The following is a 20,384-nucleotide window of genomic DNA, read 5'->3' as shown; positions in this document are numbered from 1 at the left end:
AACCTTCGTGATCGCCGCCGTCAACGACGTCTTGCCGTGATCCACGTGACCAATCGTGCCAATGTTGCAGTGCGGCTTCGTACGCGCGAATTTCTCTTTGGCCATGATAGCCTCCGTCTGATCTGATGTTGCGTCTGAAGGGATGCGGGTGGCGCCCCGTGGGGCGCCGCCGTCTTAGGCGTACTTGGCGACGACCTTCTCGGCCTCGCCGCGCGGCACCTCTTCGTAATGGTCGAACTGCATCGTGAAGTTGGCACGGCCCTGGGAAAAGGACCGCAGCTGGTTCACGTAGCCGAACATGTTGGCCAGCGGCACCATCGCGTTGATGACGTTCGCATTGCCGCGCATGTCCTGGCCCTGGATCTGGCCACGGCGGGAGTTGAGATCGCCGATCACCGAACCGGTATACTCTTCCGGCGAGACGACCTCGACCTTCATCACCGGTTCGAGGAGCACCGAACCGCCCTTCTGTAGAGCCTCACGGAGCGCCGCGCGGGAAGCGATTTCGAAGGCGAGGGCCGACGAATCGACGTCGTGGTAGGCACCGTCGATCAGCTCGACCTTGATGTCGACGACCGGGAAGCCTGCCAGGATGCCCGCACCCAGAACCGAGTTCAGACCCTTTTCGACGCCGGGAATGTACTCCTTGGGCACCGTACCGCCGATGATCTTCGACGAGAACTCGAAGCCCTTGCCGGGCTCGTTGGGCTCGACGATGAACTTTACCCGAGCGAACTGACCGGTACCACCGGTCTGCTTCTTGTGGGTGTAGTCGATCTCGGTGCGCTTGGTGAGCTTCTCACGATAAGCGACCTGCGGCTGACCGATATTCGCGTCGACCATATAGGTACGGCGCAGAATATCGACCTTGATGTCGAGGTGGAGCTCGCCCATCCCGCGAAGAATGGTCTGCCCCGACTCCTGGTCCGTCGAGACCCGGAACGACGGGTCCTCGGCAGCAAGCTTGGCGAGGGCGATGCCGAGCTTTTCCTGATCGGCCTTCGACTTGGGCTCGACGGCGATCTCGATGACCGGCTCCGGGAACTCCATCTTCTCGAGGATGACGGCGTCCTTCGGGTCGCACAGGGTGTCACCCGTCCGCGTCTCCTTGAGACCGGCCAGCGCGACGATGTCGCCCGTGAAGGCTTCCTTCACGTCCTCGCGGTTGTTGGCGTGCATGAGCAGCATGCGGCCGACGCGCTCTTTCTTGTCGCGCGACGAGTTGATGACGTTGGCGCCCGATTCGATCTTGCCGGAATAGACGCGGCAGAACGTGATCGTTCCGACGTGCGGATCGTCCATGATCTTGAACGCGAGCATGGAGAAGGGATCGCTGTCGGACGGGTGACGGACGATCTCTTCCTCGGTCTTGAAGTCGAGGCCCTTGATCTCGCCGCGATCGGCGGGGGACGGCAGGTAATCGACGACGGCATCGAGCAGGGGCTGCACACCCTTGTTCTTGAAGGCCGAACCGCAGAGCACCGGATGGAAAGCGCGGCGCTGGACGGCAGTGCGGACGAGGCGGTGCATCGTCTCGGCATCGGGCTCGACGCCGTCGAGGTAGGCCGACATGGCGTCGTCGTCCATCTCGACGCAGGCCTCGACCAGTTTGATCCGGTACTCGGCGGCCTGATCGGCGAGGTCGGCCGGGATCTCCGTCTCGGAGAAATCGGCGCCGAGCTTCTCTGAGGTCCAGACGATGGCCTTCATCTTGATCAGGTCGATGACGCCCTTGAAGGTCGTCTCGGCGCCGATCGGCAGCTGCAGGCAAACCGGCTTGCCGGCGACGCGATCAATGATGTCGGCCACGCACTTGAAGAAGTCGGCACCGATCTTGTCCATCTTGTTGACGAACACGACGCGGGGCACGTCATACTTGTCGGCCTGGCGCCAGACGGTCTCGGTCTGTGGCTCCACGCCCTGGTTGCCGTCGAGCACACAGACCGCGCCGTCGAGCACCCGGAGCGAGCGCTCCACTTCGATGGTGAAGTCCACGTGGCCGGGGGTGTCGATGATGTTCAGGCGCTTGTCGCGCCAGAAGCAGGTCGTCGCGGCGGACGTGATCGTGATGCCACGCTCCTGCTCCTGCGTCATCCAATCCATCGTCGCGGCGCCGTCATGGACTTCGCCGATCTTATGGGACTTGCCGGTGTAGTAGAGGATCCGCTCGGTGGTCGTGGTCTTGCCGGCATCGATGTGAGCCATGATGCCGAAGTTGCGGTAGTCCTCGATCGCGTGCGTGCGGGGCATCGGATTGCTCCTGAAAGGGTCCGGGTCCGCTTACCAGCGGTAGTGCGAGAAGGCGCGGTTGGCTTCGGCCATCCGGTGGGTGTCTTCACGCTTCTTCACGGCGTTGCCGCGGTTGTTGGCGGCGTCGAGCAGTTCGGCGGACAGGCGCTCGACCATGGTGCGGTCGTTGCGGCCGCGGGCCGCCTGGATGAGCCAACGGATGGCGAGAGCCTGACGGCGCTCGGTGCGCACCTCGACGGGGACCTGGTAGGTCGCGCCGCCGACGCGGCGGGAGCGCACTTCGATCGCCGGAGCGACGTTCTCGAGAGCGGCGCGGAAAACCTCGATCGGGTTTGCACGGGCGCGGTTCTCGACGATGTCGAAGGCGCCGTAAACGATGCGCTCTGCGGTCGACTTCTTTCCCTCGTACATGATCGAGTTCATGAACTTGGTCAGCACGATGTCCCCGTACTTCGGGTCCGGGATGATCTCACGCTTCTCGGCAGAATGGCGGCGGGACATCGCTCGCTCCGTCTTAAACTTGGTCTTCTTGAAACCACCCTGCGCAGGCCGCCTTGAGCCTCTGGGAGGCCGGCGACATCCTTACAGGGTGCGCGAATATCGGTCTTACTTCGGACGCTTGGCGCCGTACTTGGAGCGGCGCTGCTTACGACCCTTGACGCCCTGCGTGTCGAGCACGCCGCGCAGGATGTGGTAGCGCACGCCCGGAAGGTCCTTCACGCGGCCGCCGCGGATCATCACCACGGAGTGCTCCTGAAGGTTGTGACCCTCGCCCGGGATGTAACCGATGACCTCGAAGCCGTTGGTCAGACGAACCTTGGCGACCTTGCGGAGCGCGGAGTTCGGCTTCTTCGGGGTCGTCGTGTAGACGCGGGTGCAGACGCCACGCTTCTGCGGGCAGGCGTCGAGCGCCGGCACCTTGTTGCGGCTCTTCTGCGCCTTGCGCGGCTGAGCGATCAGCTGGTTGATCGTCGGCATGCCAATCCTCTCGAAACGCGTCACCTGCGTCGGTGACCGTCGAAATCCAAATCTCGTTCTGGCCAGCCCCGGCATCGCACATGACTGTGCGACGAAACGCAAAACCGCGCCCCAGGCTGATGTCAGCCTTTGGCGCGCCGTTGCAAGCAGAGGATCACCTGCATCGAAGCAAGCGATCGTGCCGGGCTGACACGTGTTCGTCTGTTGAAGTCGGATGCGTTTAGGAAGCCTGGATCGAGGCTCTGGGCCTCACGATCGATTGCTGCCTACGGCCAGCCGTTCAATGAGGGCCTGATAGAGGCGGATTCGCCCCGCGTCAACCCATTCCGTTACAAGTTCATGAAGTTGCGGGCCCTGGGTGGACCGTCAATCCGGATCGATGGCGTCCAACAAAAAGGGGCCGCCCCATGGGCGGCCCCTTCCGGTTCAAGGCACCGGGTCGTCGGCTTATTCGGCCGCGGGGGGCAGCTCGGAGAGAGGCTGAGCCCCGCTCTCGGCGGCCTTCTGCTGCAGGATGAGGTTGTCGCGACGCCGCGCCACGGCGCGGATCTCGGCAGCCATGGATCCCGTCCCGGCGGGGATGAGCGAACCGACGATGACGTTCTCCTTGAGGCCTTCGAGGTAGTCGATCTTGCCGTTGACGGCGGCCTCGGTGAGCACCCGGGTGGTCTCCTGGAACGAGGCCGCCGAGATGAACGACTTCGTCTGCAGGCTCGCCTTGGTGATGCCGAGGAGGACCGGCACGCCGACAACCGGCTTCTTGCCCTCGGCAAGCAGCTTCTCGTTGACCTCCGCCAGCTCCGTCCGGTCGATCTGGTCGCCGGTGAGGATGTCGGAATCCCCGCCGTCGGTGATCTCGACCTTCTGCAGCATCTGCCGGACGATGACCTCGATGTGCTTGTCGTTGATCGACACGCCCTGGAGCCGGTAGACCTCCTGGATCTCGTTGACGAGGTAGGCAGCGAGTTCCTCCACGCCCTTGATCGCCAGGATGTCGTGCGGCGCCGGGTTGCCGTCGACGATGTAGTCGCCGAGCTCGACCACGTCCCCGTCCTGAAGGTGGATGTGCTTGCCCTTCGGGATCAGGTACTCGACCGCCTCCGACCCGTCATGCGGCGTCAGGGTCAGGCGGCGCTTGTTCTTGTAGTCGCGCCCGAACTGGATCGTGCCCGACTTCTCCGCGATGATGGCCGCGTCCTTCGGACGACGGGCCTCGAACAGCTCCGCCACCCGCGGCAGACCGCCGGTGATGTCGCGGGTCTTGGCCGAGTCGGCCGAGACACGGGCGAGGATGTCGCCAGCCTTCACCTTCGCGCCCGGATCGTAGCCGATGATGGCGTCGACGGGCAGGAAGTAGCGGGCATCCGAACCGCGCGGCAGCTTCATCGGCTTGCCGTCGGCATCGAGCACCAGCATGGCCGGCTTGAGGTCGGCGGTCCGAGCCGTCCCACGCCAGTCGATGACAACGCGCTTGGCAATGCCGGTCGACTCGTCGGTGGTCTCGGTGATCGACTGGCCGTCGATCAGGTCCTCGTAGGCCACCACGCCGTCAGTCTCGGTGATGATCGGGCGGGTGTAGGGGTCCCACTCGGCGATGCGCTGGCCGCGCTTGACGGTGTCCCCCTCGTCCACGCGGAGCTTCGCGCCGTATTGCAGGCGGTGGTTCGCGCGCTCGGTTCCGTCGGACCCGACGATGACGATGGAGACGTTACGGCCGGTGGCGATGAGATCGCCGTCCGAGTTCCGCGCCAGGGCGCGGTTGCGGATCTTGATCGTGCCCTCGAAGCTCGACTCGATGAAGGACGAGTCGGAGATCTGCGCGGCGCCACCGATGTGGAAGGTGCGCATGGTGAGCTGGGTGCCCGGCTCGCCGATGGACTGCGCCGCGATGACGCCGACGGCCTCGCCCATATTGACGGGCGTGCCGCGGGCGAGATCGCGCCCATAGCAGGTGGCACAGACGCCGCTCTTGGTGGCGCAGACGAGCACCGAGCGGATCTTGACCTCCTGGATCCCGGCGGCCTGGATGGCCGGCAGGTGCTTCTCCTCGATGGTCTCGTTCGTCTTGACGATCACCGTGCCGTCGAGGGCCACGAGGTCCTCGGCCGTGGCGCGGCCGAGGATGCGGATGGCGAGCGGAGCCACGACCTGGCCCGCATCCACAATGGCGCGCATGCGGATGCCGTTGGTGGTGCCGCAATCGACCTCGCGGATGACCGCGTCCTGCGCCACGTCGACGAGACGACGGGTCAGGTAGCCCGAGTTCGCGGTCTTCAACGCCGTGTCCGCGAGGCCCTTGCGGGCGCCGTGGGTGGAGTTGAAGTACTCGAGCACGTCGAGGCCTTCCTTGAAGTTCGAGATGATCGGCGTCTCGATGATCTCGCCGGAGGGCTTGCTCATCAGACCGCGCATGGCGGCGAGCTGGCGCATCTGCTCGCGGGAGCCGCGGGCGCCGGAATTCGCCATCATGTAGACCGAGTTGACCTGCTTGTCGGTCCCGTTCTCGTCCTTCTGAACCGCGGAGATCGCGGCCATCATCTCGTCCGCCAAGCGGGCCGAGCACTTGCCCCAGGCATCGACGACCTTGTTGTACTTCTCACCCTGGGTGATCAGGCCGTCGTTGAACTGCTGCTCGAACTCCTTGACCAGATCGCGGGTCGACCCGACGATCGACCACTTGTTCGCCGGCACGACCATGTCGTCCTTGCCGAACGAGATGCCGGCCTTGAACGCGTGGTTGAAGCCGAGCGCCATGATCCGATCACAGAAGATCACCGACTCCTTCTGACCGCAGTGGCGGTAGACGGTGTCGATCATCGCGGAGATCTCCTTCTTGGTCATCAGCTTGTTGACGACGTCGAAGGGGACTTTGGCGTGCTGCGGCAGGGCCGTGGACAGGATCACCCGGCCCGGCGTGGTGTCGTAAGTCTTCGTCAGCGGCTCCCCGTCGGGGCCGATGCCGTTCCAGCGCCAGCGGATCTTGGTGTGCAGCTTGACGGTCTTGGCCGCCAGAGCGTGCTCCAGTTCGCCGATGTTGCCGAAGACGCCCTGCATCGGGTTCTGCTTGTTGGTCGGGTCGAAGGCGCCGATCGCCCCCTCGGCCACGATCGACAGGTAGTAGAGGCCGAGCACGATGTCCTGCGACGGCACGATGATCGGGTGACCGTTCGCCGGGTGCAGGATGTTGTTGGTCGACATCATCAGGACGCGCGCTTCCAGCTGAGCCTCGAGGCTCAGGGGGACGTGCACGGCCATCTGGTCGCCGTCGAAGTCCGCGTTGAAGGCGGTGCAGACCAGCGGGTGCAGCTGGATCGCCTTGCCCTCGATCAGCTTCGGCTCGAAGGCCTGAATGCCGAGACGGTGCAGGGTCGGCGCCCGGTTCAGCATCACCGGATGCTCGCGGATCACCTCATCGAGGATGTCCCAGACCTCCGGCTTCTCCTTTTCGACGAGCTTCTTGGCCTGCTTCACCGTCGCGGAGAAGCCCTTGGCGTCGAGGCGCGCGTAGATGAACGGCTTGAACAGCTCCAGCGCCATCTTCTTCGGCAGGCCGCACTGATGCAGCTTCAGCTCCGGACCGACGACGATGACCGAACGGCCGGAATAGTCGACGCGCTTGCCGAGCAGGTTCTGGCGGAAGCGGCCCTGCTTGCCCTTCAGCATGTCGGCGAGCGACTTCAGCGGACGCTTGTTGGCGCCGGTGATGACGCGGCCGCGGCGGCCGTTGTCGAACAGCGCGTCCACCGCTTCCTGAAGCATGCGCTTCTCGTTGCGGATGATGATGTCCGGTGCGCGCAGCTCGATCAGCCGCTTGAGGCGGTTGTTGCGGTTGATCACGCGGCGGTAGAGGTCGTTCAGATCAGACGTGGCGAAGCGTCCGCCGTCCAGGGGAACGAGCGGGCGCAGATCCGGCGGGATCACCGGCACCACGGTGAGGATCATCCACTCGGGCTTGTTGCCCGACATCTGGAAGGCCTCGATGATCTTCAGGCGCTTGAGGAGCTTCTTCGGCTTCAGCTCGGAGGTGGTGGTCGCGATCTCCTCGCGAAGCGCATCGGCGATGCCGTCGAGGTCGAGCTCCTGCAGGATCCGGCGGATGGCCTCGGCGCCGATCATGGCGGTGAAGCTGTCCTCGCCGTACTCCTCCTGGGCGCGCAGGTACTCCTCCTCCGACAGAAGCTGACGCTCCTTGAGGGGGGTGAGGCCCGGCTCGATGACGCAATAGGATTCGAAGTACAGGATCCGCTCGAGGTCCTTGAGGGCCATGTCGAGCAGCAGGCCGATGCGCGAGGGCAGCGACTTCAGGAACCAGATATGGGCGACGGGGGCGGCGAGCTCGATATGGCCCATGCGATCGCGCCGCACGCGCGCGAGGGTCACCTCGACGCCGCACTTCTCGCAGATGACGCCCTTGTACTTCATGCGCTTGTACTTGCCGCACAAGCACTCGTAATCCTTGATCGGTCCAAAGATACGCGCGCAGAACAGGCCGTCACGCTCTGGCTTGAACGTGCGATAGTTGATCGTCTCGGGCTTTTTGATTTCGCCGAAGGACCACGAAAGGATCTTCTCCGGCGACGAGATCGAAATCTTGATCTGGTCGAAGCTCTGGGGCTGAGCCTGCTGGTTGAAAAGATTCATGACCTCTTGGTTCATGATCTACTCCTGCTGACGAGGCGCACCCTCCGCCGAGGGGCTGACCGCGTGCTGAAAACGGATGCGGCGCGACGACCGGCCGGATCGTCGCTGACCGTAGAATGGGAGGCCCTGCCCCTCCCCGCTCGGACCGCGCCGGGGTCGAACCCGGCGCGGGAGCGTGATGCGGTGGTTATTCGGCCGCCTCTGCGGGCGGCTCGATCTGGTCGTTGGCGAGCTTCTTCGAGGAGGTGAGCTCCACGTTGAGGCCCAGCGAGCGCATCTCCTTGACGAGCACGTTGAACGACTCGGGGATGCCGGCCTCGAAGGTGTCGTCGCCGCGCACGATGGCCTCGTAGACCTTGGTGCGGCCGGCAACGTCGTCCGACTTGACCGTGAGCATCTCCTGCAGCGTGTACGCCGCGCCATAGGCTTCGAGGGCCCAGACCTCCATCTCGCCGAAGCGCTGACCGCCGAACTGCGCCTTTCCACCCAGCGGCTGCTGCGTGACCAGGGAGTACGGACCGATCGACCGGGCGTGGATCTTGTCGTCCACCAAGTGGTGCAGCTTCAGCATGTAGATGTAGCCCATCGTGACCTTGCGGTCGAAGGGCTCACCCGAGCGGCCGTCATAGAGGGTCGACTGGGCCGACCGGTCGAGACCGGCCATTTCCAGCATCTGCTCGATGTCGGCTTCCTTGGCGCCGTTGAACACCGGGGTCGCCATCGGCACGCCGCGGCGCACGTTGTTGGCAGCCTCGGCCAGTTCGTCGTCGGACAGGCCTTCGAGCTCGGACGGCGAGTAGATCGCCTTCATCTCGTCGCGGAGCGGCTCGATGTCCTGGCTGCGAAGGTAGGCGTCCACGGCCTGGCTGACCTTGCGGCCGAGGCCGGCCGCGGCCCAGCCCAGATGGGTCTCGAGGATCTGACCGACGTTCATGCGCGAGGGCACGCCGAGCGGGTTCAGCACGATGTCGGCATGCGTCCCGTCCTCCAGGAACGGCATGTCCTCGATCGGCACGATCCGGGAGACGACGCCCTTGTTGCCGTGGCGGCCGGCCATCTTGTCGCCGGGCTGGATCTTGCGCTTCACCGCCACGAAGACCTTGACCATCTTCATGACGCCGGGCGGAAGTTCATCGCCGCGCTGCAGCTTCTCGACCTTGTCGAGGAAGCGCTGCTCGAGGCGCTTCTTCGACTCGTCGTACTGCTTCTGCATCGCTTCCATCTCGGTCATGAGACGGTCGTCGATGACGGCGAACTGCCACCACTGCGAACGGGGGTACTCGCTGAGGAGCTCACGGCTCAGCGTGGTCTCCTTCTTGAAGCCCTTCGGACCCGCGATGGGTGCCTGGCCGATGAGGACCGTGGCGAGACGCGCGTAGGTGTTGCGATCCAGGATCGCCTGCTCGTCGTCACGATCCTTCGCGAGGCGCTCGATCTCCTCGCGCTCGATCGCCTGGGCGCGCTCGTCCTTGTCGACGCCGTGGCGGTTGAACACCCGGACCTCGACGATCGTGCCGGTCACGCCCGGGGGAACCCGAAGAGAGGTGTCGCGCACGTCGGACGCCTTCTCGCCGAAGATGGCGCGGAGAAGCTTTTCCTCGGGCGTCATCGGGCTCTCGCCCTTCGGCGTGATCTTGCCGCACAGGATGTCGCCGGCATGAACCTCGGCACCGATATAGACGATGCCGGCTTCGTCGAGGTTCTTGAGCGCCTCTTCCGAGACGTTCGGGATGTCGCGGGTGATCTCTTCCGGACCGAGCTTGGTGTCTCGGGCCATCACCTCGAACTCCTCGATGTGGATCGAGGTGAACACGTCATCCTTCACGATCCGCTCGGAGAGCAGGATCGAGTCCTCGAAGTTGTAGCCGTTCCACGGCATGAACGCGACGAGCACGTTCCGGCCGAGAGCGAGCTCGCCGAACTCGGTCGAGGGACCGTCGGCGATGATCTCGCCTTTCTTCACGGCCTCGCCGACGCGCACCAGCGGCTTCTGCGTGATGCAGGTCGACTGGTTCGAGCGCTGGAACTTCTGCAGGCGATAGATGTCGACGCCGGGCTTGTTGGCGTCGGCCTCCTCGGTGGCCCGGATAACGATACGGGTGGCGTCCACCTGATCGACGATGCCGGTGCGGCGAGCCGCGATGGCGGCGCCGGAGTCGCGGGCGACGACGGCTTCCATGCCGGTGCCGACGAAAGGCGCGTCGGCGCGAACCAGCGGCACCGCCTGGCGCTGCATGTTCGAGCCCATCAGCGCACGGTTCGCGTCATCGTTCTCGAGGAACGGAATGAGCGCGGCCGCGACCGAGACGAGCTGCTTCGGCGACACGTCCATCAGGTCGACGCGATCCGGCGGCACGACGATGACGTCACCGGCCCGACGGCAGACCACCAGGTCCTCCGTCAGCTTGAAGCTCTCGTCCATCTGCGCGTTGGCCTGGGCGACGTAGTACTTCGCCTCCTCCATCGCCGACAGGTAGGCGACGTCGGTGGTGACGACGCCGTCCTTCACCCGCCGGAACGGGGTCTCGATGAAGCCGTACTTGTTCACCCGCGCGAAGGTGGCGAGGGAGTTGATCAGGCCGATGTTCGGGCCTTCCGGCGTCTCGATCGGGCAGATCCGGCCGTAATGGGTCGGGTGGACGTCGCGCACTTCGAAGCCGGCGCGCTCGCGGGTGAGACCGCCCGGGCCAAGCGCCGAGAGGCGCCGCTTGTGCGTCACTTCCGAGAGCGGGTTGGTCTGGTCCATGAACTGCGAGAGCTGCGACGAGCCGAAGAACTCGCGCACCGCCGCGGCCGCGGGCTTCGCGTTGATGAGGTCCTGCGGCATCACCGTGTCGATGTCGACGGAGGACATCCGCTCCTTGATGGCACGCTCCATGCGGAGCAGGCCGAGGCGGTACTGGTTCTCCATCAGCTCGCCCACCGAGCGCACGCGGCGGTTGCCGAGGTGATCGATGTCGTCGATCTCGCCCTTGCCGTCGCGCAGGTCCACCAGGGCCTTCACGACCGCGAGCATGTCCTCCCGGCGGAGCGTCCGCACGGTGTCCTCGGCGTCGAGGTCGAGACGCATGTTCATCTTCACGCGGCCGACAGCCGAGAGGTCGTAGCGCTCGGGGTCGAAGAACAGCGAGTGGAACATCGCCTCGGCGGTGTCGAGGGTCGGCGGCTCACCGGGACGCATGACCCGGTAGATGTCGAACAGCGCGCCTTCGCGGCCCGAGTTCTTGTCCACCGCGAGGGTGTTGCGGATGTAGGGGCCAACGTTGATGTGGTCGATATCGAGCAGCGGCAGCTCGGAGATGCCGACCTCTTCCAGGCTCTTCAGGAGCTTGTCGGAGATCTCGTCGCCGGCTTCCGCCCAGATCTCGCCGGTCTTGGCGTTGACCAGGTCCTCGGCGATGTACTGGCCGATCAGATCCTCGTCGGTCGCCTTGAGGAACTGCACGCCGCGCTCGGCGATCTGCCGGGCGTTACGGGCGTTCAGCTTCTTGCCGGCCTCGAGCACGACCTCGCCGGATTCCGCGTCGATGAGATCGACGGAGGCCTTGAAGCCCTTCAGGCGCTCGGCGTCGTAGGGCACGCGCCAGTCGGTGCCGTCGCGGTCGTAGACCACCCGGTTGTAGAAGGTCGACAGGATCTCTTCGCCGTCGAGGCCGAGGGCGAACAGCAGCGACGTCACGGGCAGCTTGCGCTTCCGGTCGATGCGAACATGCACGATGTCCTTGGCGTCGAACTCGACGTCGAGCCAGGAGCCGCGATACGGGATGATGCGCGCGGCGAACAGGAGCTTGCCCGAGGAGTGGGTCTTGCCCTTGTCGTGGTCGAAGAACACGCCCGGGGAACGGTGCATCTGCGAGACGATGACGCGCTCGGTGCCGTTGACGATGAAGGTGCCGTTCTCCGTCATCAGGGGCATGTCGCCCATGTAGACGTCCTGCTCCTTGATGTCCTTCACCGACTTCGCGCCGGTATCGGGATCCACATCGAACACGATGAGGCGCAGCGTGACCTTGAGCGGGGCCGCGAAGGTGATGCCGCGCTGGCGGCACTCGTCGACGTCGTATTTCGGCTGCTCGAACGTGTACTTCACGAACTCGAGCAGGGCCGTCGAGGAGAAGTCCGAGATCGGGAAGACCGACTTGAACACGGTCTGCAGGCCTTCGTCGCCCCGTCCGCCTTCCGGCTCATCCATGATCAGGAACTGGTCGTAGGACGCCTTCTGAACCTCGATGAGGTTCGGCATCTCGGCGACTTCCTTGATCTTGCCGAAGAATTTGCGAATCCGCTTGCGACCGACCAGCGTGTTGGCCATGGGTGACCTCGCTCCTACGTCCCGCGTACCGGGTGCCCGGGGAAGGCGTCTGCCTCCCGCGACCAGGCTTCAGGCCCGCCCCGCCGGACGACGCCCTCCCGAACTGAAAATCCCGTGACCCTTGCGTGGGCCGGTCGTGCCGCCCTGAAGCGACCATGGCCCACGGGTGGGAACCCGCGGGCCGTTGGTGCCGTCAGGCCCAAACGGACCGGACGGAGGGGGATGGGCCGGAACTGCCCATCCAAGTGTCTTACTTGAGCTCGATCTTGGCGCCAGCCTTCTCGAGCTGGGCCTTGAGCTTCTCGGCCTCTTCCTTGTTGACGGACTCCTTGACGGCCTTCGGAGCGCCCTCGACGAGGTCCTTGGCTTCCTTGAGGCCGAGGCCGGTGATCGCGCGGACCTCCTTGATGACCTCGATCTTCTTGTCGCCAGCGGCGGTCAGCATGACCGTGAACTCGGTCTGCTCCTCGGCGGCGGCGGCAGCGCCACCACCGGCAGCCGGACCGGCGGCCACGGCGACGGCAGCGGCGGCCGAGACGCCCCACTTCTCTTCGAGCATCTTGGCGAGGTCGGCAGCCTCGAGAACGGTCAGCGAGGACAGGTCGTCGACGAGCTTGGCAAGATCAGCCATGTTGGTATTCCCTTGGATATCGGTTTGAACTGATGGGTTGAGAAGGGCGATGCGGCCTCAGGCCGCTTCGCTCTGAGCCTCGTCCTTGGTGGCATAGGCCCCGAACACGCGGGCGAGCTTGGCCGCCGGTGCGTTGACGACCTGGGCGATCTTGGTCGCGGGAGCCTGGATGAGGCCCACGATCTTGCCGCGCAGTTCGTCGAGGGACGGCAGCGAGGCGAGCGCCTTCACACCGTCCGGGTTCAGGGCAGTCGTGCCCATGGCGCCGCCGAGGATCACGAGCTTGTCGTTGACCTTGGCGAAGTCCACCGCAACCTTGGCGGCCGCGACCGGATCGCTCGAATAGGCGAGCAGGGTCGGACCCTTCAGGAGGGGCTTGATGGAGGCGACGTCCGTGCCATCGAGAGCGATGTTGGCGAGGCGGTTCTTGGTGACCTTCACGGTGGCACCGGCCTGCTTCATCTGCGAGCGCAGCTTCTGCATGTCGGCGACCGTGAGGCCCTTGTAGTGGGCCACGACGACGACGGCGGTGTTCGCGAACACGCCGTTGAGCGTCGAGACGAGATCAGCTTTGGCTGTCCTGTCCACTGGGGCTCTCTCCGGTTGGCGGAACCCGAGAACGGGTCCGCCGGTTGCACATGCCGCCCGGGACGGAACTCGGCTTAACAAGAAGCCGGAACGTCCTTGGCGACGCTTCACGGCCCTGTCCCCTACCGCCCCCCGGAACGGGTGGACGACATGGGTGAGATGGTTCAAACCGATGCCTCACCTTGTCCGCGCGATGCGAACCCGGCGAGGGCAGTAGAATTTCGGTCTTCCCAGTCTGTGCAGGCTTGCGGATTAAGCCGGTGACCCGGCGCCTGCAGTCTCGGACAGGACATGGCCGGACGAGGCTCAGAAGGGGTTTTATGCCCCTCAAAGCCTTCCGGCCAACACCACCTGGTCGCCCAGGCGATCTTTCAATCGGAATACGACCGATCGGCCGATTCCTTTCGCATGTGTGAAAACGTTGAGCGGGGTCTATAGAGCCTTGCAAGCAGCCTGCCAAGTGCCCCGGGGTGATTATTCCGTCGCAGGACGCGCTTTTTCCTTGACGGCGCAGGCGGTCCCGGAGGGCGATCCGGGACTGCTTGCAGAAGGGCCGTAAGGCCCTGTCAGGTCGGCAGGAATTTGCGTGCGGCCCGCCACCATGGCTCGCGGGCATTGTGCTTCTGCTCGGCCTTGGCGGCGTAGAACGAGGCGTTGTGCTCGCCGCGCAGGGCCTCCCGGGTGAAGCGGATGAGGTGGTGGGCGACGAAGCCCATGTTGAACACCGCTTCGATCTGACCGCGCTTCAGGGCATGGCCGGCCGCTCTCCAGAACACCCGCCGGTAATCGGACAGTAACCCGACGCGCACCGCGATGTTGAAGCCCAGCACGAGGCCGCGGCGCAGATTGGTCCGGGTTAGCTTCCCCTTCACCGGCGTCTTGATCCGGTTCGGGTAGGTCACCTCGACCTGGTGCCGGAAGCGCTCGAAGATTTGGGCCGGCTCATAGGCATGGGCGATGGCCCGGCGCCAGGAGGCCACGACGTCGTCGTGCGGGCGCTTGAACAGCACGTTCGATTCGAGGGCCGCATCGTGGACGAGGCGGTTCTCGCGGGTGAGACGATCCCAGAGCGGCGTCTTCGGCAACGCCTGCAGCAGGTTCATCGTCAGCACCGGCACGGCCGACTTGTCGATGAAGTCGATGAGTTTCTGCTCCGACTGATCGGTGTCCGTATCGAGGCCGAGGATGATGCCCGATGTCACTTCGAGGCCGTAGCGGTTCAGGGTCTCGATCGCCTCGTACATCGGCACGGCGGCGTTGTGCTTCTTGTCGATTCCCGCGAGGGCGTCCTCCTCCGGCGTCTCGATGCCGACGAACACCGTCATGAAGTTGGCTTGCCGCATCAGCTCGAGGATGTCGGGCTGCTTGGCCATGTTCAGGGTCGCCTCGCAGGCGAACTGGAGCGGATAATCGTTTTTCTTCTGCCACGCCACGAGGTGGGGCAGCATGTCCTTCGTGGCCTTGCGGTTGCCGATGAAGTTGTCGTCGACGAAGTAGACCACCGCCGGATGGCCGGGTTGGGCGATGATGGCATCGAGCTCGCCGAGCATCTGCTCGGGGCTCTTCAGGCGCGGCTGGCGGCCGTAGAGCTGCGGGATGTCGCAGAACTCGCAGCGATAAGGGCAGCCCGAGGAGAATTGCAGGGACCCGATGAGGTAGCGCTTGAGGGGCGCCGCCTCGTAGGCCGGGGCCGGGAAGTCGGAGAGCGGCAGACGCTCCTTGGTTTCGAGGCGAACCTGCGTCGCCGGAATCGAGACGTCCCGGTCGAGGATCTTCACGAGCTCGTCGGTGGCGTCACCGATCTCGCCGAGATGCAGGTAGTCGAATTCGGGATACTGCTCGGGGGAGCCGGAGACCGAGGGGCCACCCAGCGCCGTCACCTTCCCGGCCGCGTGGGCCCGGGCATAGATGTCCCGGATCTGCGGGGCCTGGATGTGCATGCCGGACACGAACACCGCGTCGGCCCAGGCGAAGTCCGCCGCGCCGGCCCGGGCGATGTTCTCGTCGATGAACCGATACTCCCACGACTCGGGCATGTAGGCCGCGATCAGCAGGAGCCCCTGCGGGGGCATGAAGGCCTTCACGCCGCCCATGAGGGGGTAGGCGTGAGAGAAGGTCCCGAAGGACGGCGTGTAGGCGGGAAAGACGCACAGGATGCGTCGCTTCGAGGTCACGGAGAGGGAGCATCGCATGACTGCATACCTAGCACAGGCCTACGCGAAGGCGTCACCCTCCGATGTCGTTTTCTTAAGCGTTCCGAGGATCGTCCGCCCCGGCGCCCGAGCGGGCCGCGCGTCCCTCACGGCTCTTTGATCGTGCCGCCGCCTGAACCGTCGCTCCGTCGCTGCTGGGGAAGGCGGGGTCCGCGTGCACTGGCTGGTCGTTATTCGACCTGACTGTCATCCCCGTCGCCGACCAAGCGTGCCAGTGTTTCCAGGGCGACGGTCAGCCGGTCCGGGGATGGCGATCCGAGGGCGAGCCGGACCCCGTTCGGCGCCGGGTCCGGACCGACCGCGAAGGCGCTGGCCGGCGAGACGGCAACGCCGTTGCGTGCGGCCGCCATGGCGAAGCGCTCCGGTGTCCACGGGTCGGGAAGTCCGAGCCAAAGGTGATAGGCCCGCGGATCGCCCTGGAGGTCGAGACCCCTCAGCACTGCCCGCGCCAGGGTCTGCCGGGCGGCTGCGTCGACGCGCTTGGCGGCCCCGAGGCGTCCGGCGAGCCCGTCCCCGATCACGTGCAGGGCCATGGCGAGAGCCAGGCCGCTGGCCGTCCAGGCGCCGTTGCGAATGGTGCGGGCGAGGCGCTCGACCAGGGCGGGCGGAGCGGCGACAAACCCCAAGGTCAGCCCGGGCGCGACCCGCTTCGACAAGCTGTCGACAAGGATCACGCGATCCGGGGCCAGGGCCGCCAACGGCGCCTCGTCGCAGAGGAAGCCGTAGACGGCGTCCTCGATGGCGATGATGTCGTGCCGGTCGAGGAGGCGGGCGATCGCCCCTCGGCGCTCGAGGCCCATGGTGTGCCCAAGCGGGCTCTGCAGCACGGTCTGAAGATAGACGGCGCAGAGGGGCGCTGCCTGATGGGCGGCCACGAGAGCGTCGGGCCGTACACCGTCCGCATCGACCGCGAGGGGCACGAGGGTGATGCCGAGGCGGGCGGCGATGCCTTTGATCACCGGATAGGTCAGTGCCTCGACGCCGATGCGATCGCCCGGCCGTGCCAGGGCTGCCATGGCGGCGGCGATGCCCTGGCGGCCGGCCCCGGTGAAGAGCACCTGCTCCGCGCCCGCTTTCCAGCCTCCACGGGTGAAGAATTGTGCCGCGAGCGCCCGGCCCTCGGCGGATCCGACCGGCCGGACGGGGGGGGAGGCCGCGTCCAAGGCTGCCGGCGTGATCAGCGTTGCCAGGCTCGCAGCGAGGTCGGCCGACTGGTGCGGCAGGACCGAGAAGACGTGCTCCAGATTGATCGGGCCCGGCGCATCCTCCGAACGCAGAGCCGCGACGGATGTCGCCGGCGCGCGGATGAACGTACCCCGGCCGACTTCCCCGGAGACGAGGCCGCGTCGCGTCAGCTCGGCATAGACCCGGCTCGCCGTGGAGACGGCGATCCCACGCTCGAAGGCAAATTGGCGCTGCGGCGGCAGCCGCGTGCCGGCGGGCAGCGCACCGGAGGCGATCTCGGCAGCAATGCCATCGGAGATCGAGCGGAAATCCGTCACGGGCACATTGCTCCGAGTGCAATGTTTTCATTGATCGGATATTGATTCGGATCAATGAGGAAGTGCAACACGACGGAGGACTCCGATATGGCAGTCAGCGACGATCTTGATTTAGCCTTGACGCTGGAGGGACAAGGCCAGGAGTCTCAGCACCGTAGCGCGGTGAGGCTCACGTTGGCGAGTCTCATTGCTCTGATGATGCTCTGGCGTCGGCGCTCGGAGGGCCGTCGTGCAATACGCTCCATGACCTCGGAGCAATTGCGCGATCTTGATCTCGATGTCGCGGCCCTGCGTCGGGAATCCGACAAGCCGTTCTGGCGCGGCTGAGCACAAACGAAAACGCCCGGCCGCAAGGCCGGGCGCTTCCGCAGGGTTCTGATTTGGACGATCAGACGGTGAGCACGCTCGCGGGCTCGACCTTCACGCCCGGACCCATCGAGGAGGTCACGGCGACGCGCTGGACGTATTGGCCCTTGGCGCCGGCTGGCTTGGCCTTGGAGACCGCGTCGGCGAAGGCCTTGATGTTCTCGACGAGCTTGTCGGCATCGAACGAGACCTTGCCGATGCCGGCGTGGATGATGCCGGCCTTCTCGACGCGGAACTCGACCGAGCCGCCCTTGGCGCCGGCGACGGCACCCTTCACGTCCATGGTCACGGTTCCGACCTTCGGGTTCGGCATCAGGCCGCGCGGGCCGAGCACCTTGCCGAGACGGCCGACGAGCGGCATCAGGTCGGGCGTCGCGATGCAGCGATCGAACTCGATCTTGCCGCTCTGGACGATCTCGAGGAGGTCCTCGGCGCCCACGATGTCGGCGCCGGCGGCCTTGGCCTCGTCGGCCTTGGCGCCGCGGGCGAACACCGCCACCCGCACCGTGCGGCCGGAGCCGTTGGGCAGGTTGCAGACGCCGCGGACCATCTGGTCAGCGTGGCGCGGATCGACGCCGAGGTTCATCGAGATCTCGACGGTCTCGTCGAACTTGGCGCTGGCCTTCTCCTTCACGAGCTTGATCGCTTCGTCGATGGGATAGAGCTTGAGCGCGTCGATGCCCTCGCGGGCGGCGCGGATGCGCTTGCCTTCGTGTGCCATTGTGCCCTCCCCTTAAGCGACGACGTCGAGGCCCATGGCCCGCGCGGAGCCACGGATCATGGCGACGGCGGCGTCAACCGAGTCGCAGTTCAGGTCGGGCATCTTCTTCTCGGCGATCTCGCGCAACTGCGCCTCGGTCACCTTGCCCACCGTCGGGCCCTTGCCCGGGGTCTTCGAGCCGGAAGCCGGCTTCTTACCGATCTTCAGGCCGGCTGCCTTCTTCAGGAAGAAGGTCACCGGCGGCTGCTTCATCTCGAAGGTGAAGGAGCGGTCCTGGTACGCCGTGATGACGACCGGGATCGGCGTTCCCTTCTCGATCTGGGAGGTCTTCGCGTTGAAGGCCTTGCAGAATTCCATGATGTTGAGGCCGCGCTGACCGAGCGCGGGGCCGATGGGCGGCGACGGGTTCGCGGCGCCGGCCGGAACCTGAAGCTTCACGTAGCCCGTGATCTTCTTTGCCATAGGGACTGCTCCCAAAGAATGCCCGGCATCCGGCTGGCCTCAGCGCGAACGGAACGGGCGGTTGCAGGTCGCGGTTCGGCCCGTGGACCCCGGCGGCGAACCGGGCGGGCCTCCCGCGTGTGACACCGTCACGATCGACGGTGGCTCCACGCCCGGCCTGGACCGAGCGGGAAGGGGCAGAGCGAGCCGGCGACGGCTCGCTCGAATTCGAACTGGATCAGACCTTCTCGACCTGTCCGTATTCGAGCTCGACCGGCGTCGCGCGGCCGAAGATCGAAACGGCGACCTTGAGGCGCGAACGGCTCTCGTCGATTTCTTCGACGGTGCCGTTGAAGGAGGCGAAGGGACCGTCCGACACCCGGACCGTCTCGCCGATCTCGAAGGACACGGAGGGCTTGGGACGATCGACGCCCTCGGCAACCTGCCCCTTGATGCGCTCGGCCTCGGCATCCGGGATCGGAACCGGCTTCGACTTGTCGGCGCCGAGGAAGCCCGTCACTTTGGGGGTGTTCTTGATGAGGTGGTAGACCTCGTCGGTCAGGTCGCACTTCACCAGGACGTAGCCGGGGAAGAACTTGCGCTCCGCATCGACCTTGCGGCCACGGCGCACCTCGACGACCTTCTCGGTCGGAACCATGACCTCGTCGAACAGCTCCATCAGGCCACGCTGGACCGCCTGATCCTTGATGGACTGCGCGACCTTATTCTCGAAATTCGAGTAGGCGTGGACGATGTACCAGCGCTTCGACACGGTTCTCACCAAATCCTGACGTCAGTCAGCCCGATCGCACCGCAGCGCGCCCGGGCCGAGAAGTTGTTAGGCGCCGACCCCGAGGATCAGGGTCACGAGATAGCGCAGCGCCTGGTCCACCACCGTGAAGAAGATGCTCGCCACCACCACCATGATGAACACCATCACGGTGGTCACGACGGTCTCCTTGCGGGTCGGCCACGTGACCTTGCGGCCCTCGTCGCGAACTTGGCTCAGGAACTCGGCCGGGCCGACGCGCTTCTGCGCAGGACGCGCGGGCGGAGTCGCCCGAGGGGGCGTCGGCGTGGTGGAACCGCGCTGCGGGGTGCGCGCGAGATCCACTTTCTTCGATGCTTCGTTCGATGCCATGGCGCCAACAACAGGGAGATCGGCCCGAGCTTCGGGAAAGCGCGACGCGGCGGCTCCGGAGAGGAGCCTGCATCGACGGCTTTCATCGATCTCGGAAGGCGACCGCTCTAACGCAAGTCGCCGGGCTTGTCGACTGCGCCCGGCCGGACTTCGCGGAGTAGCGATCTGCTGGAAAGGAAGGGGGCTGGGAGGGTCGACAGGTCTGATGCGGCCAAATGGCAGGAGTGGAGGGACTCGAACCCGCAACCTCCGGTTTTGGAGACCGGCGCTCTGACCAGTTGAGCTACACTCCTATGCAGAGGACGAGTCCCCCGCCGCGGCGCTGCTATAGACCGGTCGGGACGCCTTCGCAATGGCCAAACCGCGTCGTCGGCGAAGAACCTTTGCGAGGGTTCTCCGGCCGGCGCTGCCCTCGAAAACGACGACGGCGCCCCGGATCGATCCGGGGCGCCGCGTCGGTCTCGTATCCCCTGTCGGAGCGCCCGGGAGGGGCGCCCGACCGCGGACGATTACTCGTTGATGGCGGCGACGACGCCGGCGCCGACGGTGCGTCCGCCTTCACGGATGGCGAAGCGCAGCTTCTCTTCCATGGCCACCGGC

Annotated in this window: 15 protein-coding genes, 1 tRNA gene and 1 pseudogene; 1 reads left to right on the top strand and 16 read right to left on the bottom strand. The window is 65.6% G+C overall.

All coding sequences use genetic code 11. From position 1 onward, the window contains the following. The 10 genes from ASF58_RS26135 to ASF58_RS16340 form a co-directional block, all read right to left on the bottom strand. Window positions 1–105, bottom strand: a 105-nt coding sequence (locus ASF58_RS26135) for a GTP-binding protein (protein ID WP_244472826.1), incomplete at its 3' end; no start/stop codon positions are given. A 69-nt stretch (window positions 106–174) separates the two neighbouring features. After that, window positions 175–2,250, bottom strand: a complete 2,076-nt coding sequence (fusA, locus tag ASF58_RS16380) for an elongation factor G (RefSeq protein ID WP_055954716.1) — start codon at window positions 2,248–2,250, stop codon at window positions 175–177. 30 nt (window positions 2,251–2,280) lie between these two features. Continuing rightward, window positions 2,281–2,751, bottom strand: a complete 471-nt coding sequence (gene rpsG / locus ASF58_RS16375) for a 30S ribosomal protein S7 (protein WP_055954713.1) — start codon at window positions 2,749–2,751, stop codon at window positions 2,281–2,283. 105 nt (window positions 2,752–2,856) lie between these two features. After that, window positions 2,857–3,228: a 30S ribosomal protein S12 gene (gene rpsL, locus ASF58_RS16370; protein ID WP_018044234.1), complete on the bottom strand. Its 372-nt coding sequence runs from the start codon at window positions 3,226–3,228 to the stop codon at window positions 2,857–2,859. 447 nt (window positions 3,229–3,675) lie between these two features. Further along, window positions 3,676–7,884 carry a DNA-directed RNA polymerase subunit beta' gene (gene rpoC, locus ASF58_RS16365; RefSeq protein WP_055954709.1) on the bottom strand — a complete coding sequence of 1,403 codons (4,209 nt, stop codon included), beginning with the start codon at window positions 7,882–7,884 and terminating at the stop codon, window positions 3,676–3,678. Between the two features lie 172 nt (window positions 7,885–8,056). After that, a complete protein-coding gene (rpoB, locus tag ASF58_RS16360) occupies window positions 8,057–12,181 on the bottom strand; it encodes a DNA-directed RNA polymerase subunit beta (protein ID WP_055954707.1) in 4,125 nt (1,374 codons plus the stop codon). 250 nt (window positions 12,182–12,431) lie between these two features. Next, window positions 12,432–12,812 (bottom strand): 50S ribosomal protein L7/L12, encoded by a 381-nt coding sequence (gene rplL / locus ASF58_RS16355; protein ID WP_055954704.1) that lies wholly within the window; start codon window positions 12,810–12,812, stop codon window positions 12,432–12,434. A gap of 57 nt (window positions 12,813–12,869) precedes the next feature. Next, on the bottom strand, window positions 12,870–13,400 hold the full coding sequence (gene rplJ, locus ASF58_RS16350; protein ID WP_055954702.1) for a 50S ribosomal protein L10: 531 nt from the start codon (window positions 13,398–13,400) through the stop codon (window positions 12,870–12,872). A 566-nt stretch (window positions 13,401–13,966) separates the two neighbouring features. Next, window positions 13,967–15,592 carry a B12-binding domain-containing radical SAM protein gene (locus ASF58_RS16345; RefSeq protein WP_055954697.1) on the bottom strand — a complete coding sequence of 542 codons (1,626 nt, stop codon included), beginning with the start codon at window positions 15,590–15,592 and terminating at the stop codon, window positions 13,967–13,969. 191 nt (window positions 15,593–15,783) lie between these two features. Further along, window positions 15,784–17,115, bottom strand: a complete 1,332-nt coding sequence (locus ASF58_RS16340; protein ID WP_055954694.1) for a PLP-dependent aminotransferase family protein — start codon at window positions 17,113–17,115, stop codon at window positions 15,784–15,786. A gap of 87 nt (window positions 17,116–17,202) precedes the next feature. Between ASF58_RS16340 and ASF58_RS16335 the strand changes: the two genes are divergently transcribed. Beyond that, window positions 17,203–17,442, top strand: coding sequence for a hypothetical protein (locus tag ASF58_RS16335; protein WP_156375758.1), 240 nt, complete (start codon window positions 17,203–17,205; stop codon window positions 17,440–17,442). A 61-nt stretch (window positions 17,443–17,503) separates the two neighbouring features. On the opposite strand, the gene rplA is transcribed toward ASF58_RS16335, so the two are convergent. The 6 genes and pseudogenes from rplA to ASF58_RS25230 form a co-directional block, all read right to left on the bottom strand. Beyond that, entirely contained in the window at window positions 17,504–18,202 is a 699-nt protein-coding gene (gene rplA / locus ASF58_RS16330; RefSeq protein ID WP_055954688.1) for a 50S ribosomal protein L1, read from the bottom strand. Between the two features lie 12 nt (window positions 18,203–18,214). Continuing rightward, on the bottom strand, window positions 18,215–18,664 hold the full coding sequence (gene rplK / locus ASF58_RS16325; RefSeq protein ID WP_018044245.1) for a 50S ribosomal protein L11: 450 nt from the start codon (window positions 18,662–18,664) through the stop codon (window positions 18,215–18,217). 217 nt (window positions 18,665–18,881) lie between these two features. Next, a complete protein-coding gene (gene nusG / locus ASF58_RS16320) occupies window positions 18,882–19,415 on the bottom strand; it encodes a transcription termination/antitermination protein NusG (protein ID WP_055954685.1) in 534 nt (177 codons plus the stop codon). A gap of 66 nt (window positions 19,416–19,481) precedes the next feature. Then, complete coding sequence (gene secE, locus ASF58_RS16315) at window positions 19,482–19,784, bottom strand: preprotein translocase subunit SecE (RefSeq protein ID WP_055954682.1); 303 nt, start codon at window positions 19,782–19,784, stop codon at window positions 19,482–19,484. 216 nt (window positions 19,785–20,000) lie between these two features. Then, window positions 20,001–20,077 (bottom strand) — tRNA-Trp (locus ASF58_RS16310). A gap of 216 nt (window positions 20,078–20,293) precedes the next feature. After that, window positions 20,294–20,384: pseudogene (locus tag ASF58_RS25230) on the bottom strand (elongation factor Tu); the annotation flags it as partial.

It is taken from the genome of Methylobacterium sp. Leaf125 (genome assembly GCF_001423085.1).
Classification (GTDB): domain Bacteria; phylum Pseudomonadota; class Alphaproteobacteria; order Rhizobiales; family Beijerinckiaceae; genus Methylobacterium.
Note: the sequence above shows the minus strand (reverse complement) of the source record. Positions and strands in the feature narration are given on the sequence as shown.